We start from the raw sequence: 13,399 nt of genomic DNA, 5'->3' as shown, positions 1-13,399 counted from the left end.
GCCTGTCTTCATGCGAGTAAAAATTGGACAATTTTTTAATGGCTTCTATTTCTAATACATCCTCTTCCATGGAATCTTTTGCAGCCCTCTTCGAAGAAAGCCTGGCCCGCCAGGAAATGCGCGCTGGTGAAGTAATCACCGCCGAAGTAGTGTCTGTAGACAATGATTTCGTTATCGTTAACGCCGGCTTGAAATCCGAGAGCGTAATTAACGCCAGTGAATTCAAAAACGCACAAGGCGAACTGGAAGTTGCCGTTGGCGACTTCGTTAAAGTAGCGATCGAAAAACTGGAAGATGGTTTTGGTTCTACACAACTTTCTCGCGAAAAAGCGAAGAAAATGCAAGCATGGCTGGATCTGGAAGAAGCCATGAACGAAGGCCGTGTAGTTAAAGGTTTTGTCAGCAGCCGTGTTAAAGGCGGTCTGCGCGTTTCTGTCAGCGGCATCATGGCTTTCTTGCCAGGCTCACTGGTAGACATTCGTCCAGTTAAAGACACCACTCCTTACGAAAACAAAGAGTGGGACTTCAAAGTCATCAAGCTGGATCGCAAGCGTAACAATATCGTGGTTTCCCGCCGTGCTGTGATGGAAGACACCTTGGGTGCTGACCGTGAAGCATTGTTGGGTAGCCTGACTGAAGGTGCTGTGATCAAGGGTATCGTTAAAAACATCACTGACTACGGCGCGTTCGTGGATCTGGGTGGTATCGATGGCCTGTTGCACATCACTGATTTGGCATGGCGCCGTGTGAAGCACCCATCTGAAGTGCTGACCGTTGGTGAAGAAGTTGAAGCCAAGATCCTGAAATTCGATCAAGAGAAAAACCGTGTTTCTCTGGGGATCAAACAATTGGGCGACGACCCATGGGTGGCATTGAGCCGCCGTTACCCAGTCGGTACACGCCTGTTCGGTAAAGTGTCTAACCTGACTGACTACGGTGCGTTCGTTGAAGTAGAACCAGGCATTGAAGGTTTGGTACACGTGTCTGAAATGGACTGGACCAACAAGAACATCCACCCGGGCAAAATCGCTCAACTGGGCGACGAAGTTGAAGTGATGATTCTGGAAATCGACGAAGACCGTCGTCGTCTGTCACTGGGCATGAAACAGTGCAAACCAAACCCATGGGATGATTTCGCTGCAACCCACGCTAAAGGCGACAAAGTTTCAGGCCAGATCAAGTCTATCACTGACTTTGGTGTGTTCATTGGCTTGCCAGGCGGTATTGATGGCTTGGTACACTTGTCTGACCTGTCCTGGACTCAGTCTGGCGAAGAAGCGATCCGCAACTTCAAGAAAGGTGATGAGCTGCAAGCTGTTATCTTGGGCATTGATGTTGAGAAAGAGCGTATCTCTCTGGGCGTTAAACAGTTGACTGAAGATCCAAGCGGCAACAGCGCACCAATTGGCGAAGACAAAGGTGGTAAACCAAAAGCCAAAAAAGCAAAAGCGGATGATGTCATGATTGATGAAGCTTCTGCCGGGACAACTAACCTGGGTGCTTTGCTGAAAGCCAAACTGGATAGCAAAAAATAAGAAGGCTTTAGATCATGACAAGATCTGAACTAATAGACCTGCTTGCCCAGCGCTTTCCGCAACTTGTGCTGAAAGACGCAGAGTTATCCGTCAAGACCATCCTTGATGCAATGACGGAAAACCTGGCAACAGGTGAGCGTATCGAAATACGCGGTTTTGGCAGCTTTAGCTTGAACTACCGCCCGCCTCGTTTGGGACGTAACCCGAAAACTGGTACCAAAGTACAGGTGCCAGCGAAATACGTGCCGCACTTTAAGGCTGGTAAAGAGTTGCGTGACCGCGTAGACGCGATCGAATCTTAATTTTTGTGATTCAGCAGTAAAAAACGGTATCTTCGGATACCGTTTTTTTTTGGCCGCTCAGACCGCTATTGATGGCGCATTGAGGAGCGCTTGGGTAAAATGTCATGTGATCAAACAAGAGAGCTTTTATGCTGGTTGAATTCGAGTATTGGTGGTTATTGATTCTGCCTCTGTTTTTTACATTGGGCTGGATTGCAGCCCGCGTGGATATCAAGCAACTGATTGCTGAATCCACCTCATTGCCAGCCACCTATTTTAAAGGTCTGAATCTGCTCATTGCTGACCAGTACCACAAAGCGGTGGATGCGTTCAGTGAAGCGCTTTACATGAACAAAGACTCCCTGGAGCTGCATTTTGTATTGGGGAGCCTGTTTCGCCGCACAGGTGAGACAGACCGCGCGATTCACTTGCACTTAAACCTGCTCGAAAACTACGAACTCACCGAGCAGCAATCGACATCAATCAAAGTGGAATTGGCGCAGGATTACTTCAAGGCAGGCCTGTATGATCGTGCCGAAGAAATTTTTCAAACACTGCGCCATACTCGCTATGAACAAGCGGCCTTACGTCACCTGCTTGAGATTTATGTCAAGGAACGCGAATGGTCGCTCGCCATTGGCATTGCCACCGAATTAGAGCGTTCGTCAGGCGTGTCTTACCGCAAAGAGGTCGCTCAGTATTATTGTGAATTGGCTGCCAATGCGATGATCAAGCAGGATTGGTCCTCTGCAAAAGTCCAACTCGAACAAGCGCTGGACGCCAATAAGAACTGTGTACGCGCAAATGTCTTATTGGGCGATATCGCTGCACATCAAGGCCACCATTCTGATGCGATTGCACTTTGGAAACGCATAGAAATGCAGCATCCAGAACATCTGGGCCTGGTCGCGCAAAAAATGCTTAAAAGCTATGCTGCGCTGTATGGTGAAGAGGAAAGCGAAGGCGACCTCAAACTGTCCAGAGGCTTAAAGGAAGGCCTGAGCCAACTCCATTACTATCTGGAGTTGTATCAGCTCAGTAGCATTATGTCGGTGTTGTATGAGGCCACCCTGCAGGCTGAAGGTGCGGATAAAGCGGCAAAACTTGCCCGTAACGAGTTGATCCGCAAACCCAGCCTCAAATCGCTGGATCAATTGCTCCAAGCGCGCGCCATGCTCCAGGATGAACAACATGATTTACAGTTGATGCAGCAAACCGTTCGCAATGCCATTGGTGACCGTGCCGCCTATTATTGCGACCAATGTGGTTTCCGGGCCAAACAATATCATTGGCAATGCCCAGCCTGTAATGCCTGGGAGTCGCTGCCGCCCGAACCCACTGAAGCGACCATTCGTGATATCAAATTACTTAAACGAAAATAAACCCGTTTGGTGCCCTTCCCCAACCCGTTTCATTCCTAAGACAATTCCTTTATGACCGACAGTAAAATTGTTGTTGCCCTGGATTATGCAGATGCCAAATCGGCAATCGCGCTAGTAGATCGGCTGGACCCAAGCCTGTGTAAACTCAAGGTGGGTAAGGAACTGTTTACCGCCGCCGGGCCTCAGCTTGTCGAACAACTGGTTGCGCGGCAATACGATGTGTTCCTCGATCTCAAATTTCACGATATCCCGAATACTGTGGCAAAAGCCTGTCAGGCCGCCGCAAATTTAGGCGTATGGATGGTCAATGTTCACGCCAGTGGTGGGCAACCCATGATGCAGGCTGCACGTGAAGGCTTGGATAAGGCCTTTGGTGATCAAGCGCCGCTGCTAATCGCTGTCACGGTATTAACCAGTATGGACACGCCAACGTTGCATAGTTTGGGGATCCAGCGCACCCTGCCTGAACAGGTGCTCGCATTGGCCACACTGACACAACAATCTGGCTTAGATGGTGTAGTTTGTTCAGCACAAGAGGCCAGCATGCTCAGAAAAGCATTGGGGCCTGACTTTTGTCTGGTCACCCCGGGCATTCGCCCCAAGGACTCGGCAAAGGACGATCAAACCAGAATTGTGACGCCTGCAGATGCCATCGCATTAGGCGCCAGCTACTTGGTGATAGGCAGGCCAATTACACAAGCAGATGACCCAATTGTTGCATTAAATACAATTATTAAAAATATTTAACATTTTTAAATTAATTTAAGGGCATTAACCGTCCGATCATGAACGGGCTCAGTAGAATTAAAAACAGGCGCAATGCCTGTTTTTTTATACTTAACGATTCTGGAGGTTATATGATGAAAACGCTTATGGGTTACCTGATGTATTTCCTTTTATTGCCAGCCGCTTATGCGGTGGTTGATATCAATACGGCCAGCCAGGTTGAACTTGAAAGCCTGAATGGTATCGGTCCGGCCAAGGCGCAAGCCATCATTGAATATCGAAAAAAGAGTGGTGGCTTTAAGTCAGTGGAAGAGCTGGATCAAGTGCCAGGCATAGGCCAGGCAACCTTGGCAAACCTGAAGAAAGATGTAAGCGTCGGCGCCAAGAAAGCAACTGCGGCTGAGGCTAATAAAACCGAAAAAGTAGCAGAGAAAAAGAAATAACGATCTACATTAAACAAAAAGCACCCTATTGGGTGCTTTTTTTATTTGGCGGAGAGAGGAGTAAAGGCTTCAACAGATACATAAGCGACTGCCGTAACTATTGAAAATATATACAACCGTATGAGGAGTCTATAGCTGACCTTGAGCCATTCCGAGACATCCCCTCACATAAGCGCAAGAAAAAAGACAAAGCTGACGCTAAGGACGCATGGACGAAAGAGGAAGTATTACTTCTATGGAATACGGCCAACCTCAAAGGCAAACAAGACCTTGTAGACCTGATGTCCCTTGCGGCTTACACTGGAGAGCACGCATTGAAGAGATATGTAGCCTGAAGGTTGAAGATGTCTCAGATAACGCCTTTAACATTACAGATGCCAAAACTAAAGCTGGGATAAGGTCTATCCCTATCCACAGCAAGATTGAACCTGTAGTGAAGCGTCTTAAGGAAAACTCTAAGGATCGTTACTTACTATCCGGTCTGACCTTTAATAAATACGGCGAGAGGTCTAATGCTATAGGTAAGCGATTCGGGACGCTTAAGACTTGCTTGGGCTTCAATAAAGACAAATCCACTCACAGTTTCAGACACTCGCTTATTACCTTCTTGGATGATGCTGGGGTGCAGACAACACACATACAGGATATTGTCGGCCATGAGAAATATGGCACTACGGGCAAGGTGTACAACAAGCCTGCGCCTGTGAGTGTACTTAAGGTGGACATTGAGAAGCTGGCGTACCCTCTTCCTGACCTTAGTTGATTTGTTTTTTTATGCACGCTAAAGTGGGGAGGTTATAAATCTTTATCAGAAAAACTAATTATGACGATGTCTTTCAGTGAGCGGAAAGGCTTAAAGCCCAGACCTGAAGTTATCCAGATTGAAACAATGAATAATGCTTTACGTAATAGTTTATGGAACGTATTAGACATGATGTTATGGTCTACCAAAAACTTTACTTCCGCCGATAGTTACACAGTTGCAGGCATTAAACCTTTTAGCAGATTTCTGTGGGCAAATTATTTCAAGCTGCCTGTTGATAAAAGGCCTCAACACGGTTATGAAATTCTTGAGGCGATTAGAAACTATTATTTCAAGGCATCATGGAATGAGGTTTATGACTTTATAGAGTTTGTTGCGAATTTCACTGTCAGGTTAAACAGTCACATTTATGAAGCGCTGAATGGTATTTTAGAAAGGGAACTATCCGCTTATCGTTTCGTTAATGGTCAATTGACAGATATTACGAGCGAGCAAGAGGTGCGATTGCTAGATGAAGCATTAGCCGATACTCAATTCACTGGCGTGACTATGCATTTACAGCGAGCTTTAGAGTTATACGCGGATAGAGTTAATCCTGACTATCGCAATTCAATTAAAGAATCAATTTCGGCTGTTGAGAGCATGGCGAAGATACTAACAGGAAATAATAAAGCGATGCTCAGTGACGCTCTTAAGGCTCTCGAAAAGAATGGTCAGCTTCACAGGGCGCTAAAAGATGGCTTTGAGAAGCTTTACGCATATACAAGTGACGCTGATGGCATTAGACATGCGATGCTAGCTGAAGACAATCTTACTCAGGCAGATGCTCGCTATTTCTTATTGTCCTGTACATCGTTTGTGAATTATCTGAAGTCGAAAATGTAACTTGATGAAGATAATTATCCTCCTCCTTCTCCTTGTTTCCTTTGAAACTAGTGCCTCTGAAGACTTCAGCATCGAAGAACACTTTACAAAGCCGGTTAAGATTCCTGCGCCAATTAGCACCTATCTGAATAAAGAGATGAGAGAGGACATAGCGCTTTGCGAAGGTGTAAAACCAGAAGATATGTTTGAGGTTAAGACTATTCACCTGAATAAATCTTCAAAGACTTATTTGGTAAAGCCTGCCAGTACATGTTTATGTGGTGTTTACTATTGCCCAATGTGGATTTTCCAAATGAAACATAACACCGCGCATCTCATTTGGGATGTATCAGGAACTGGATTCTTAGAAGTATTAAATAAAAAAACAAATGGTTTTAAACAGCTTAAAGAGTTAGGTGGAGCTGCCATGCATGGGCATATGTCTATTTGGTCTTGGGATGGTAAGAAATATATAGAAATTCATAGGCAGCTTTACTCTAGAAATAATGCTAAAAATTGCTTTGATATAGAGACCTTTCACTTAAAAAACGGGAAGTTGATACGTGCAACAAATAAATGTCTAGACGAATTACCTTAGAGAAACTCTTAGCGCCACAGCAGTAGAAACGATAATAGGTAGTGAAAGCAGACCCTTAAAGGGACTCTTTCGCTACCTATTTTCTGAATAGTTGACTAAAGTACAAGGGTATTAATGTCTGTATCTATGTAAGCTAATCAATCAGACAACAGACCGCCCTGAATCATCAAAGGAATATTGTCTGAGGATATCGCTAAGTCCAACATCGGACACTTCAAGCCAGCTAGAGCCAGACCTGCTGACATACCTATAGCCATCTTGAGGAGTTCTTCAGGGGTGTGCTTGAACACGCTGGTGACTGTCTTCAGTTCATTGATGATGGATTGTTCTAGTTGTTTTGAAGCGTGTTGCATTGTCTATTACTTATATATACGTTGAAAATAAATATCAACGAGCTAGGAACATCACGCAAACGTAAGGTAAAAGCGCAAGGTAAAAATAAAAAACCTGTTATCCGTAACTTATTAATTAGTAACAGAAAACAGGCCTTATTTTACTGCTGGCGGAGAGAGAGGGATTCGAACCCTCGATAGAGTTGCCCCTATGCCACCTTTCCAGGGTGGTGACTTAAACCGCTCATCCATCTCTCCGAAAGAAGGCGGGATTATACCCATAAAAGTTAAAGACGCCAAATCATTTTATGGTGTAATCACTGGCGACTTTCACACTTCATATGGCCTGTTTTAGGGCTAGCAAGATGTCAGGTCTGCTATCTTATAAAACAGTATAAAGTTGGCTAAAAAGCTTGCTTTTGTTATTTTTAAGGTTTAATGTTTAGCACACAAACACACGGCTAAGCCTTATAAAATAAGGTGTTAACGTATGTTTATCGCGATATCTAGTTGCGATTTGATGTAGGCGGTTTGGAGAGCAGTTCTGCTACGATATTAATAGAAAAAACACAGGAGTTACTATGAGTTTGGATCTTCTCAAGGCAATGGGCGTTAAAGTGCCCTATAAAGCCAAGTATGATAACTTTATCGGTGGAAAATGGGTTGCACCGGTCAAAGGTGAATATTTTGATGTCATCTCGCCTATTACTGGCAAGCCCTATACACAAGCTGCACGCTCTAGCGCCGAGGATGTTGAATTGGCATTGGATGCAGCGCATGCAGCAGCCGATAAGTGGGGCAAGACTTCTGTCGTTGATCGCTCCAACTTGTTGCTGAAAATTGCTGATCGCATTGAGCAAAACCTTGAGTTGATCGCGACTGCCGAAACCGTCGATAACGGTAAGCCTATCCGCGAAACCATGAATGCCGATATTCCATTGGCAGCAGACCATTTCCGCTATTTTGCCGGGGCATTGCGTGCGCAAGAAGGCAGCATTAGTGAACTGGATGAACATACCGTTGCCTACCACTTTCACGAGCCACTAGGCGTGGTCGGCCAGATTATTCCGTGGAACTTCCCTATTCTGATGGCTGCCTGGAAACTGGCGCCAGCTGTGGCCGCGGGTAACGTGGTGGTAATGAAGCCTGCAGAGTTCACGCCGATTAGCCTGCTGATCCTGATGGAAGTGATTGCTGATTTGATTCCACCTGGCGTCATCAACATCGTCAACGGCTTTGGCCGTGAGGTAGGTGCCCCACTCTCTACCAGCAAGCGTATTGCGAAAATCGCCTTTACTGGTTCGACAGCTACCGGCCGTTATATCGCCCAGGCTGCAGCCAGCAACCTGATTCCAGCAACCCTCGAACTGGGTGGCAAATCGCCTAACATCTTCTTTGAAGATATCATGTCTGCCGATGATGATTTCCTGGATAAAGCCGTTGAAGGCTTGGTGCTGTTTGCATTTAACCAGGGTGAAGTCTGTACCTGCCCTTCCCGTGCGTTAATCCAGGAATCCATTTACGACAAGTTTATGGAGCGTGTATTGCCACGTGTTGCCGCCATCAAGCAAGGTAACCCACTTGACCCCAACACCATGATTGGTGCCCAGGCATCCCAAGACCAAGTGAACAAGATCCTCTCCTACATGGATATTGGTCGTCAGGAAGGTGCGCAGTTATTGTGCGGAGGTGAGCGTAATGTACTGAGCGGTGATCTGGCTGAAGGCTATTACATCAAGCCGACCTTGTTCAAAGGTCATAATAAAATGCGCATCTTCCAGGAAGAAATTTTTGGACCTGTGCTGGCAGTGACCACCTTTAAAGATGAAGCTGAAGCACTAAGCATTGCCAACGACACCATTTTCGGCCTGGGTTCAGGCGTCTGGTCGCGTGACGGCAGCCGCGCTTACCGTATGGGCCGTGGCATCAAGGCTGGCCGCGTTTGGACTAACTGCTACCACGCTTATCCTGCGCATGCCGCATTCGGTGGCTATAAAGAGTCCGGCATTGGCCGTGAAACGCATAAAATGATGCTGGACCACTACCAGCAAACCAAAAACCTGCTGGTCAGCTACAGCCCGAAAAAACTGGGATTCTTCTAAATCTTGGCGGGAATGCTAAAACAGACATTTGTTTGATCTAAAGGAGCGAATTTTTCGCTCCTTTTTTTATCTATCTATCACACTATAAACAGGGGAAGAGCATGACTGAACGTGTTTCTGCAACGCCAGCGGCCATCGCGCTCATTGAGCAATTAACCGCCCAGCATGGCCCGATTGTATTTTTTCAATCAGGCGGATGTTGTGAAGGCAGTGGCCCGATGTGCCTACCAGCCGCCGAATACATCGCCAGTCCGATGGATGTCAAACTGGGAACCTTGCCCGGTGGTGCTATTTTTTACATGAGTGACAGTCATTTCAGTTTTATGCACAGTACGCACACCATCCTCGATGCGATGCCGGGCTCCAGTGGCTCATTTTCACTCGATTGTGGCAGTGGCATGGCCTTTATCACGCGAGGCCGTTTATATTCGGATGAGGAACTCGCTGCGCTAAAACCCGAAGAGCGCGTCGGGCTTTAATAAGTAGAAGTCTGCCTGATCAATAAAAAAGGCATCCGAAGATGCCTTTGCCAGGATGACACTGGATAAACGCTGTGAATTAAAAGCCCAGGCTTTCGAGCAGATCATCCACCTGTTCCTGATTGGCGACCACATCCACGGTGTTATGTGGATCAATTTGTGGACCATTCATCAAGGAGTCCTCGTCTTTTTTGGCCGCAGGAGAAAAATCTACCAACACTTGCACCAATTGTCTCTCCAGGTCTTGTGCCAGTGAGGTCACTTTTTTGATCACCTGGCCGGTCAGATCCTGAAAGTCCTGCGCCATCATGATATCCATCAGTAACGATTTGGTCGTCGATGTGTGTTGACTGACCAGTGACATATATTCCAGTGTTTCATGGACAACAGCATCGTATTCCGATTTGAGCGAAGCACGCTGCATGACCTCTTCCCAGCGTTGCTTCAACACCGCAGCTCGATCAGATAACTCTGACTGTAAAGGCGTGGCCAGATCAGTGGCGTTCAGCACACGCTCAGCCGCCTGTTCAGTCATTTTTGCCACATAACTTAAACGGTCTCTGGCATCAGGAATTTCCTGCGCAACTTGTTCCAGCACCTTGTCATAGCCCAGCGCACTCAGATTATCGTGCAAGGAGCGGGTCATGTGTCCAATCCGGCTGATCATTTCCTCTTGCTGATTGGGACTCATCGTGGAAATCAGGTTAGAGGCAAGATCCATCGCCGCATGATCCTGATTCGGATTGATCGCTTCGGTCATGGTTACACCTCGCCTTTTTCCAATTTTTCAAAGATTTTGGATAACTTCTCTTCAAGTGTGGCAGCAGTGAAAGGCTTCACCACATAGCCACTCGCTTTGGCCTGGGCCGCAGCAATAATGTTTTCTTTTTTTGCCTCGGCAGTGACCATCAATACAGGCAATTTGGATAATTTGCTGTCTGCACGGATATTCTGCAACATGGTCAAACCGTCCATGTTGGGCATATTCCAGTCGGAAACCACGAATTCAAAGTCACCATTGCGCAACTTGTTGAGGGCATCTGCACCATCTTCTGCTTCTTCAACATTGTTATAACCAAGTTCTTTGAGCAGGTTGCGCACAATTCTACGCATCGTAGAAAAATCATCCACTACCAGAAATTTAGTATTTGGGTTGCCCATTTGTTACTCCGCTATCATTTAATTACTAATCCCGTAGCCTGTATTATGGAACGAACCATGGTCAATGCTAATCAGGATAAAGCTGGGATTTACCGGTTTATTCCTCACAGTACTATACGCGAATGGCGCGTTCACTGTTAGTTGCAAGATGTTGTAGCACCAGACGTGGCAAGTCTTTTAAATGCCCGACTTCGTGAACACCACCATGCGCAACCGCTTCGCGTGGCATACCATACACCACACAGCTTTCTTCGTTTTGGGCAAAATTGAAAGAGCCGGCATTCTTCATGCGCAACATGCCCGCGGCGCCATCTTTGCCCATGCCCGTTAAAATGATCCCGACGGCGTTTTTACCGGCGTTTGTAGCCGCTGAATCAAACAATACATCGACTGATGGCTTATGTCTATTCACCGGCTCGGCGTCAGATAAACGGGTGACATAGTTGGCGCCACTTCTGGCGAGCAGTAAATGCTGATCCCCTGGCGCAATATAGGCATGGCCAGGCAATACGCGCTCACCATCTTCGGCTTCCTTGACGGCAATTTTGCACAGACTGTCCAGACGACTAGCAAAGGACTTGGTGAAGCCTGCAGGCATGTGTTGGGTAATTAAAATGCCGGGGCAATCAGAAGGCATCTGCATTAAAAAGGACTTGATCGCTTCGGTGCCGCCAGTAGAGGCGCCAATAATCAGCAGTTTTTCACTACTGATGAGCGGATTGCGGATGGGACTTTGTTGTATCTGCGTATTAGACGCTTTGGCAATACTTTGCAAGGTGCTGATTTTTGCCCTGGCAGCAACACGGATCTTGTCAGTAATCTCGGCGGCATACTGCTGCATGCCCTGGGTAATGCCCATTTTGGGTTTGGTGACAAAGTCGGTGGCACCCAGCTCCAGTGCACGCAAAGTGATTTCAGAGCCTTTTTCTGTCAGCGTGGATACCATAAGCACGGGCATCGGACGCAAACGCATGAGTTTTTCTAAAAAATCCAGACCGTCCATGCGTGGCATTTCTACATCCAGCGTGAGTACATCCGGATTCAACTGCTTGATCATCTCGCGCGCGACCAGCGGATCCGGTGCGGTTCCAACCACTTCCAGATCCTTGGTGTCGTTAATGATTTCGCTCAACAAACTGCGTATCAATGCCGAGTCGTCAATCACCAGCACTTTTGTTTTCATGGCATAACCCCTTGTTTTAATTATTATTAGAACAAATCGATATCTCCACCCACATCGTTGGTTTGCAGCTTGCTGGAGTAAGCTTGCTCGCGCTTGACCAAGGTGTAGTTGTTCAATTGTTTCAGCTTTTTAACCAGTACTTTACCGGTTTTGGGAAAGAAATAAACCTTGCGGGGATAAATATCCAGCAAATCTTCGCCGGTGACTTTAATCCCTTCTTCTTTCAGATACTTTTTGACAAACGCAGCATTACGATCACCCACGTTATTGGTGGTAAAGCTGCGCAAGACGTTGCCGCCCCCAAAAATTTTAGCTTCGAGGTTTTCGCGCTTGGCGCCGTTACGCAACAGCTGGTTGATCAAGACTTCCATGGCATAAGTGCCATAGCGCATCGACTCAGAGATCGGGCTGTCCTTGTCTGCACTGCCCCCCTCGGGCAACATGAAATGGTTCATGCCACCAATGCCGGTACGGCTGTCACGGATACAGGCAGAAACACAGGACCCAAGCACGGTGACAATCAACATGTCCTTGTCTGTGTAGTAATACTCCCCTGGTGAAATTTTGGCAGCATTGCAATTAAATGTTCTGTCAAAATACAGGGTGTTAGAAATTTCTTCTTGCATGACACTCATAGCGATTTCCGATGCGTAAAGAGGCTGGAACGTGCCGCGCCACTGGTTTTTAATTTATAGACGGTTTTTCCCAACAGTTGCAGGTGGTCGGACACATACAAAAAGTTTTCTGAATGGCCTGCCAATAACAAACTGTCTTCATGCATGAGGTTGACAAATTTTTCAATGATTTTGCCTTGTGTCGGCTTGTCAAAATAGATCATGACATTGCGGCAAAAAATCACATCAAAGCCATCATGAAATGGCCATTGTGCATCCAGTAAATTCAATTGGTGAAAATGAATCAGGTCACGGGCGGCTTTTTTGACACGGACCAGGCCGTCATGCTTGCCTGTGCCACGTTCAAAAAATTTGCGTACACGACCGTCATCCATTTTCTTGACCCGGTCTAGCGGGTACACGCCTGCACTCGCCGTCGCCAGCACATTGGTATCAATGTCTGTGGCAACAATTTCTACAGGCGGTTTCAAGCTATTAAACGCTTCGCAAGCGGTGATCGCAATCGAATAAGGCTCTTCGCCCGTCGATGCCGCAGAACACCAGATGCGTAGCGGTTTTCCTCGCCGGTTGGCTGACAGCTTCACCAGATGTTCGGCCAAAATCGGAAAATGATGTTCTTCCCGAAAAAACGAGGTCAAATTAGTGGTTAGCGCATTGGTAAATGCTTGCCACTCATCCGCATTGTTCTGCTGCTCGAGCGTGTCCAGATAGTGTTTGAAACTATTCATGTCCAGCGCGCGCAAACGCCTGCCGATTCGGCTGTAGACCATATCGGTCTTTGCATCGGATAATGAAATGCCTGCATGGCGATAAATCAGACTTTTAATTCTGACGAAATCATCGCGCGTAAACAAAAACTCGCGATCTTCTTGCTCTTGTTTTTTTAATGCACTCACTTCGTTATCCTATGCAAAT

16 protein-coding genes and 1 tRNA gene are annotated in these 13,399 nt (G+C 46.7%); 10 read left to right on the top strand and 7 right to left on the bottom strand.

The window, feature by feature from the left end:
- The first annotated feature begins 68 nt into the window (after positions 1 to 68).
- From rpsA to ACFQ1T_RS10410, 8 genes are all read left to right on the top strand, one after another.
- Complete coding sequence (rpsA, locus tag ACFQ1T_RS10445; protein ID WP_018985242.1) at positions 69 to 1,535, top strand: 30S ribosomal protein S1; 1,467 nt, start codon at positions 69 to 71, stop codon at positions 1,533 to 1,535.
- Between the two features lie 14 nt (positions 1,536 to 1,549).
- A complete protein-coding gene (locus ACFQ1T_RS10440) occupies positions 1,550 to 1,837 on the top strand; it encodes an integration host factor subunit beta (protein ID WP_018985241.1) in 288 nt (95 codons plus the stop codon).
- A gap of 128 nt (positions 1,838 to 1,965) precedes the next feature.
- Positions 1,966 to 3,198 carry a lipopolysaccharide assembly protein LapB gene (lapB, locus tag ACFQ1T_RS10435; RefSeq protein ID WP_194746693.1) on the top strand — a complete coding sequence of 411 codons (1,233 nt, stop codon included), beginning with the start codon at positions 1,966 to 1,968 and terminating at the stop codon, positions 3,196 to 3,198.
- Positions 3,199 to 3,249: 51 nt separating this feature from the next.
- Complete coding sequence (gene pyrF / locus ACFQ1T_RS10430; protein WP_379076282.1) at positions 3,250 to 3,945, top strand: orotidine-5'-phosphate decarboxylase; 696 nt, start codon at positions 3,250 to 3,252, stop codon at positions 3,943 to 3,945.
- A gap of 110 nt (positions 3,946 to 4,055) precedes the next feature.
- Positions 4,056 to 4,367 (top strand): ComEA family DNA-binding protein, encoded by a 312-nt coding sequence (locus tag ACFQ1T_RS10425; protein ID WP_379076280.1) that lies wholly within the window; start codon positions 4,056 to 4,058, stop codon positions 4,365 to 4,367.
- A gap of 235 nt (positions 4,368 to 4,602) precedes the next feature.
- Positions 4,603 to 5,130 (top strand): tyrosine-type recombinase/integrase, encoded by a 528-nt coding sequence (locus ACFQ1T_RS10420; protein ID WP_379076278.1) that lies wholly within the window; start codon positions 4,603 to 4,605, stop codon positions 5,128 to 5,130.
- A gap of 60 nt (positions 5,131 to 5,190) precedes the next feature.
- Positions 5,191 to 6,015, top strand: coding sequence for an AbiJ-NTD4 domain-containing protein (locus ACFQ1T_RS10415; protein ID WP_379076275.1), 825 nt, complete (start codon positions 5,191 to 5,193; stop codon positions 6,013 to 6,015).
- 4 nt (positions 6,016 to 6,019) lie between these two features.
- A complete protein-coding gene (locus ACFQ1T_RS10410; protein ID WP_194746689.1) occupies positions 6,020 to 6,592 on the top strand; it encodes a hypothetical protein in 573 nt (190 codons plus the stop codon).
- 137 nt (positions 6,593 to 6,729) lie between these two features.
- Here ACFQ1T_RS10410 and ACFQ1T_RS10405 read toward each other — a convergent pair whose 3' ends face one another.
- Positions 6,730 to 6,945 carry a hypothetical protein gene (locus ACFQ1T_RS10405; RefSeq protein ID WP_194746688.1) on the bottom strand — a complete coding sequence of 72 codons (216 nt, stop codon included), beginning with the start codon at positions 6,943 to 6,945 and terminating at the stop codon, positions 6,730 to 6,732.
- Positions 6,946 to 7,092: 147 nt separating this feature from the next.
- Positions 7,093 to 7,182: transfer RNA gene (locus tag ACFQ1T_RS10400), tRNA-Ser, on the bottom strand.
- Between the two features lie 323 nt (positions 7,183 to 7,505).
- Here ACFQ1T_RS10400 and exaC point away from each other — a divergent pair.
- Both exaC and ACFQ1T_RS10390 read left to right on the top strand, forming a co-directional pair.
- Positions 7,506 to 9,026 carry an acetaldehyde dehydrogenase ExaC gene (exaC, locus tag ACFQ1T_RS10395; protein ID WP_194746687.1) on the top strand — a complete coding sequence of 507 codons (1,521 nt, stop codon included), beginning with the start codon at positions 7,506 to 7,508 and terminating at the stop codon, positions 9,024 to 9,026.
- A 101-nt stretch (positions 9,027 to 9,127) separates the two neighbouring features.
- A complete protein-coding gene (locus ACFQ1T_RS10390) occupies positions 9,128 to 9,505 on the top strand; it encodes a DUF779 domain-containing protein (protein ID WP_194746686.1) in 378 nt (125 codons plus the stop codon).
- 79 nt (positions 9,506 to 9,584) lie between these two features.
- Here the strand turns inward: ACFQ1T_RS10390 and cheZ are convergent, their stop codons facing one another.
- The 5 genes from cheZ to ACFQ1T_RS10365 form a co-directional block, all read right to left on the bottom strand.
- Complete coding sequence (cheZ, locus tag ACFQ1T_RS10385; protein ID WP_194746685.1) at positions 9,585 to 10,265, bottom strand: protein phosphatase CheZ; 681 nt, start codon at positions 10,263 to 10,265, stop codon at positions 9,585 to 9,587.
- Between the two features lie 2 nt (positions 10,266 to 10,267).
- On the bottom strand, positions 10,268 to 10,666 hold the full coding sequence (cheY, locus tag ACFQ1T_RS10380) for a chemotaxis response regulator CheY (protein ID WP_194746684.1): 399 nt from the start codon (positions 10,664 to 10,666) through the stop codon (positions 10,268 to 10,270).
- A 112-nt stretch (positions 10,667 to 10,778) separates the two neighbouring features.
- On the bottom strand, positions 10,779 to 11,849 hold the full coding sequence (locus ACFQ1T_RS10375) for a protein-glutamate methylesterase/protein-glutamine glutaminase (protein ID WP_194746683.1): 1,071 nt from the start codon (positions 11,847 to 11,849) through the stop codon (positions 10,779 to 10,781).
- Positions 11,850 to 11,875: 26 nt separating this feature from the next.
- Positions 11,876 to 12,484, bottom strand: coding sequence for a chemoreceptor glutamine deamidase CheD (gene cheD, locus ACFQ1T_RS10370; protein WP_124551641.1), 609 nt, complete (start codon positions 12,482 to 12,484; stop codon positions 11,876 to 11,878).
- Positions 12,481 to 13,380 carry a CheR family methyltransferase gene (locus ACFQ1T_RS10365; protein ID WP_194746682.1) on the bottom strand — a complete coding sequence of 300 codons (900 nt, stop codon included), beginning with the start codon at positions 13,378 to 13,380 and terminating at the stop codon, positions 12,481 to 12,483. Before ACFQ1T_RS10365 ends, cheD begins: the two co-directional genes overlap by 4 nt.
- Positions 13,381 to 13,399: the final 19 nt, after the last annotated feature.

Source organism: Methylophilus glucosoxydans (assembly GCF_042676145.1).
Classification (GTDB): Bacteria; Pseudomonadota; Gammaproteobacteria; order Burkholderiales; family Methylophilaceae; genus Methylophilus; species Methylophilus glucosoxydans.
This window is presented reverse-complemented; position numbering and strand designations above follow the sequence as displayed.

Excerpts from the sequence above, each read along its gene's own strand:
- rpsA (WP_018985242.1), top strand. The coding sequence starts at position 69 with ATGGAATCTTTTGCAGCCCTCTTCGAAGAAAGCCTGGCCCGCCAGGAA.
- ACFQ1T_RS10440 (WP_018985241.1), top strand. The coding sequence starts at position 1,550 with ATGACAAGATCTGAACTAATAGACCTGCTTGCCCAGCGCTTTCCGCAA.
- lapB (WP_194746693.1), top strand. The coding sequence starts at position 1,966 with ATGCTGGTTGAATTCGAGTATTGGTGGTTATTGATTCTGCCTCTGTTT.
- pyrF (WP_379076282.1), top strand. The coding sequence starts at position 3,250 with ATGACCGACAGTAAAATTGTTGTTGCCCTGGATTATGCAGATGCCAAA.
- ACFQ1T_RS10425 (WP_379076280.1), top strand. The coding sequence starts at position 4,056 with ATGATGAAAACGCTTATGGGTTACCTGATGTATTTCCTTTTATTGCCA.
- ACFQ1T_RS10420 (WP_379076278.1), top strand. The coding sequence starts at position 4,603 with ATGGAATACGGCCAACCTCAAAGGCAAACAAGACCTTGTAGACCTGAT.
- ACFQ1T_RS10415 (WP_379076275.1), top strand. The coding sequence starts at position 5,191 with ATGACGATGTCTTTCAGTGAGCGGAAAGGCTTAAAGCCCAGACCTGAA.
- ACFQ1T_RS10410 (WP_194746689.1), top strand. The coding sequence starts at position 6,020 with ATGAAGATAATTATCCTCCTCCTTCTCCTTGTTTCCTTTGAAACTAGT.
- ACFQ1T_RS10405 (WP_194746688.1), bottom strand. The coding sequence starts at position 6,945 with ATGCAACACGCTTCAAAACAACTAGAACAATCCATCATCAATGAACTG.
- exaC (WP_194746687.1), top strand. The coding sequence starts at position 7,506 with ATGAGTTTGGATCTTCTCAAGGCAATGGGCGTTAAAGTGCCCTATAAA.
- ACFQ1T_RS10390 (WP_194746686.1), top strand. The coding sequence starts at position 9,128 with ATGACTGAACGTGTTTCTGCAACGCCAGCGGCCATCGCGCTCATTGAG.
- cheZ (WP_194746685.1), bottom strand. The coding sequence starts at position 10,265 with ATGACCGAAGCGATCAATCCGAATCAGGATCATGCGGCGATGGATCTT.
- cheY (WP_194746684.1), bottom strand. The coding sequence starts at position 10,666 with ATGGGCAACCCAAATACTAAATTTCTGGTAGTGGATGATTTTTCTACG.
- ACFQ1T_RS10375 (WP_194746683.1), bottom strand. The coding sequence starts at position 11,849 with ATGAAAACAAAAGTGCTGGTGATTGACGACTCGGCATTGATACGCAGT.
- cheD (WP_124551641.1), bottom strand. The coding sequence starts at position 12,484 with ATGAGTGTCATGCAAGAAGAAATTTCTAACACCCTGTATTTTGACAGA.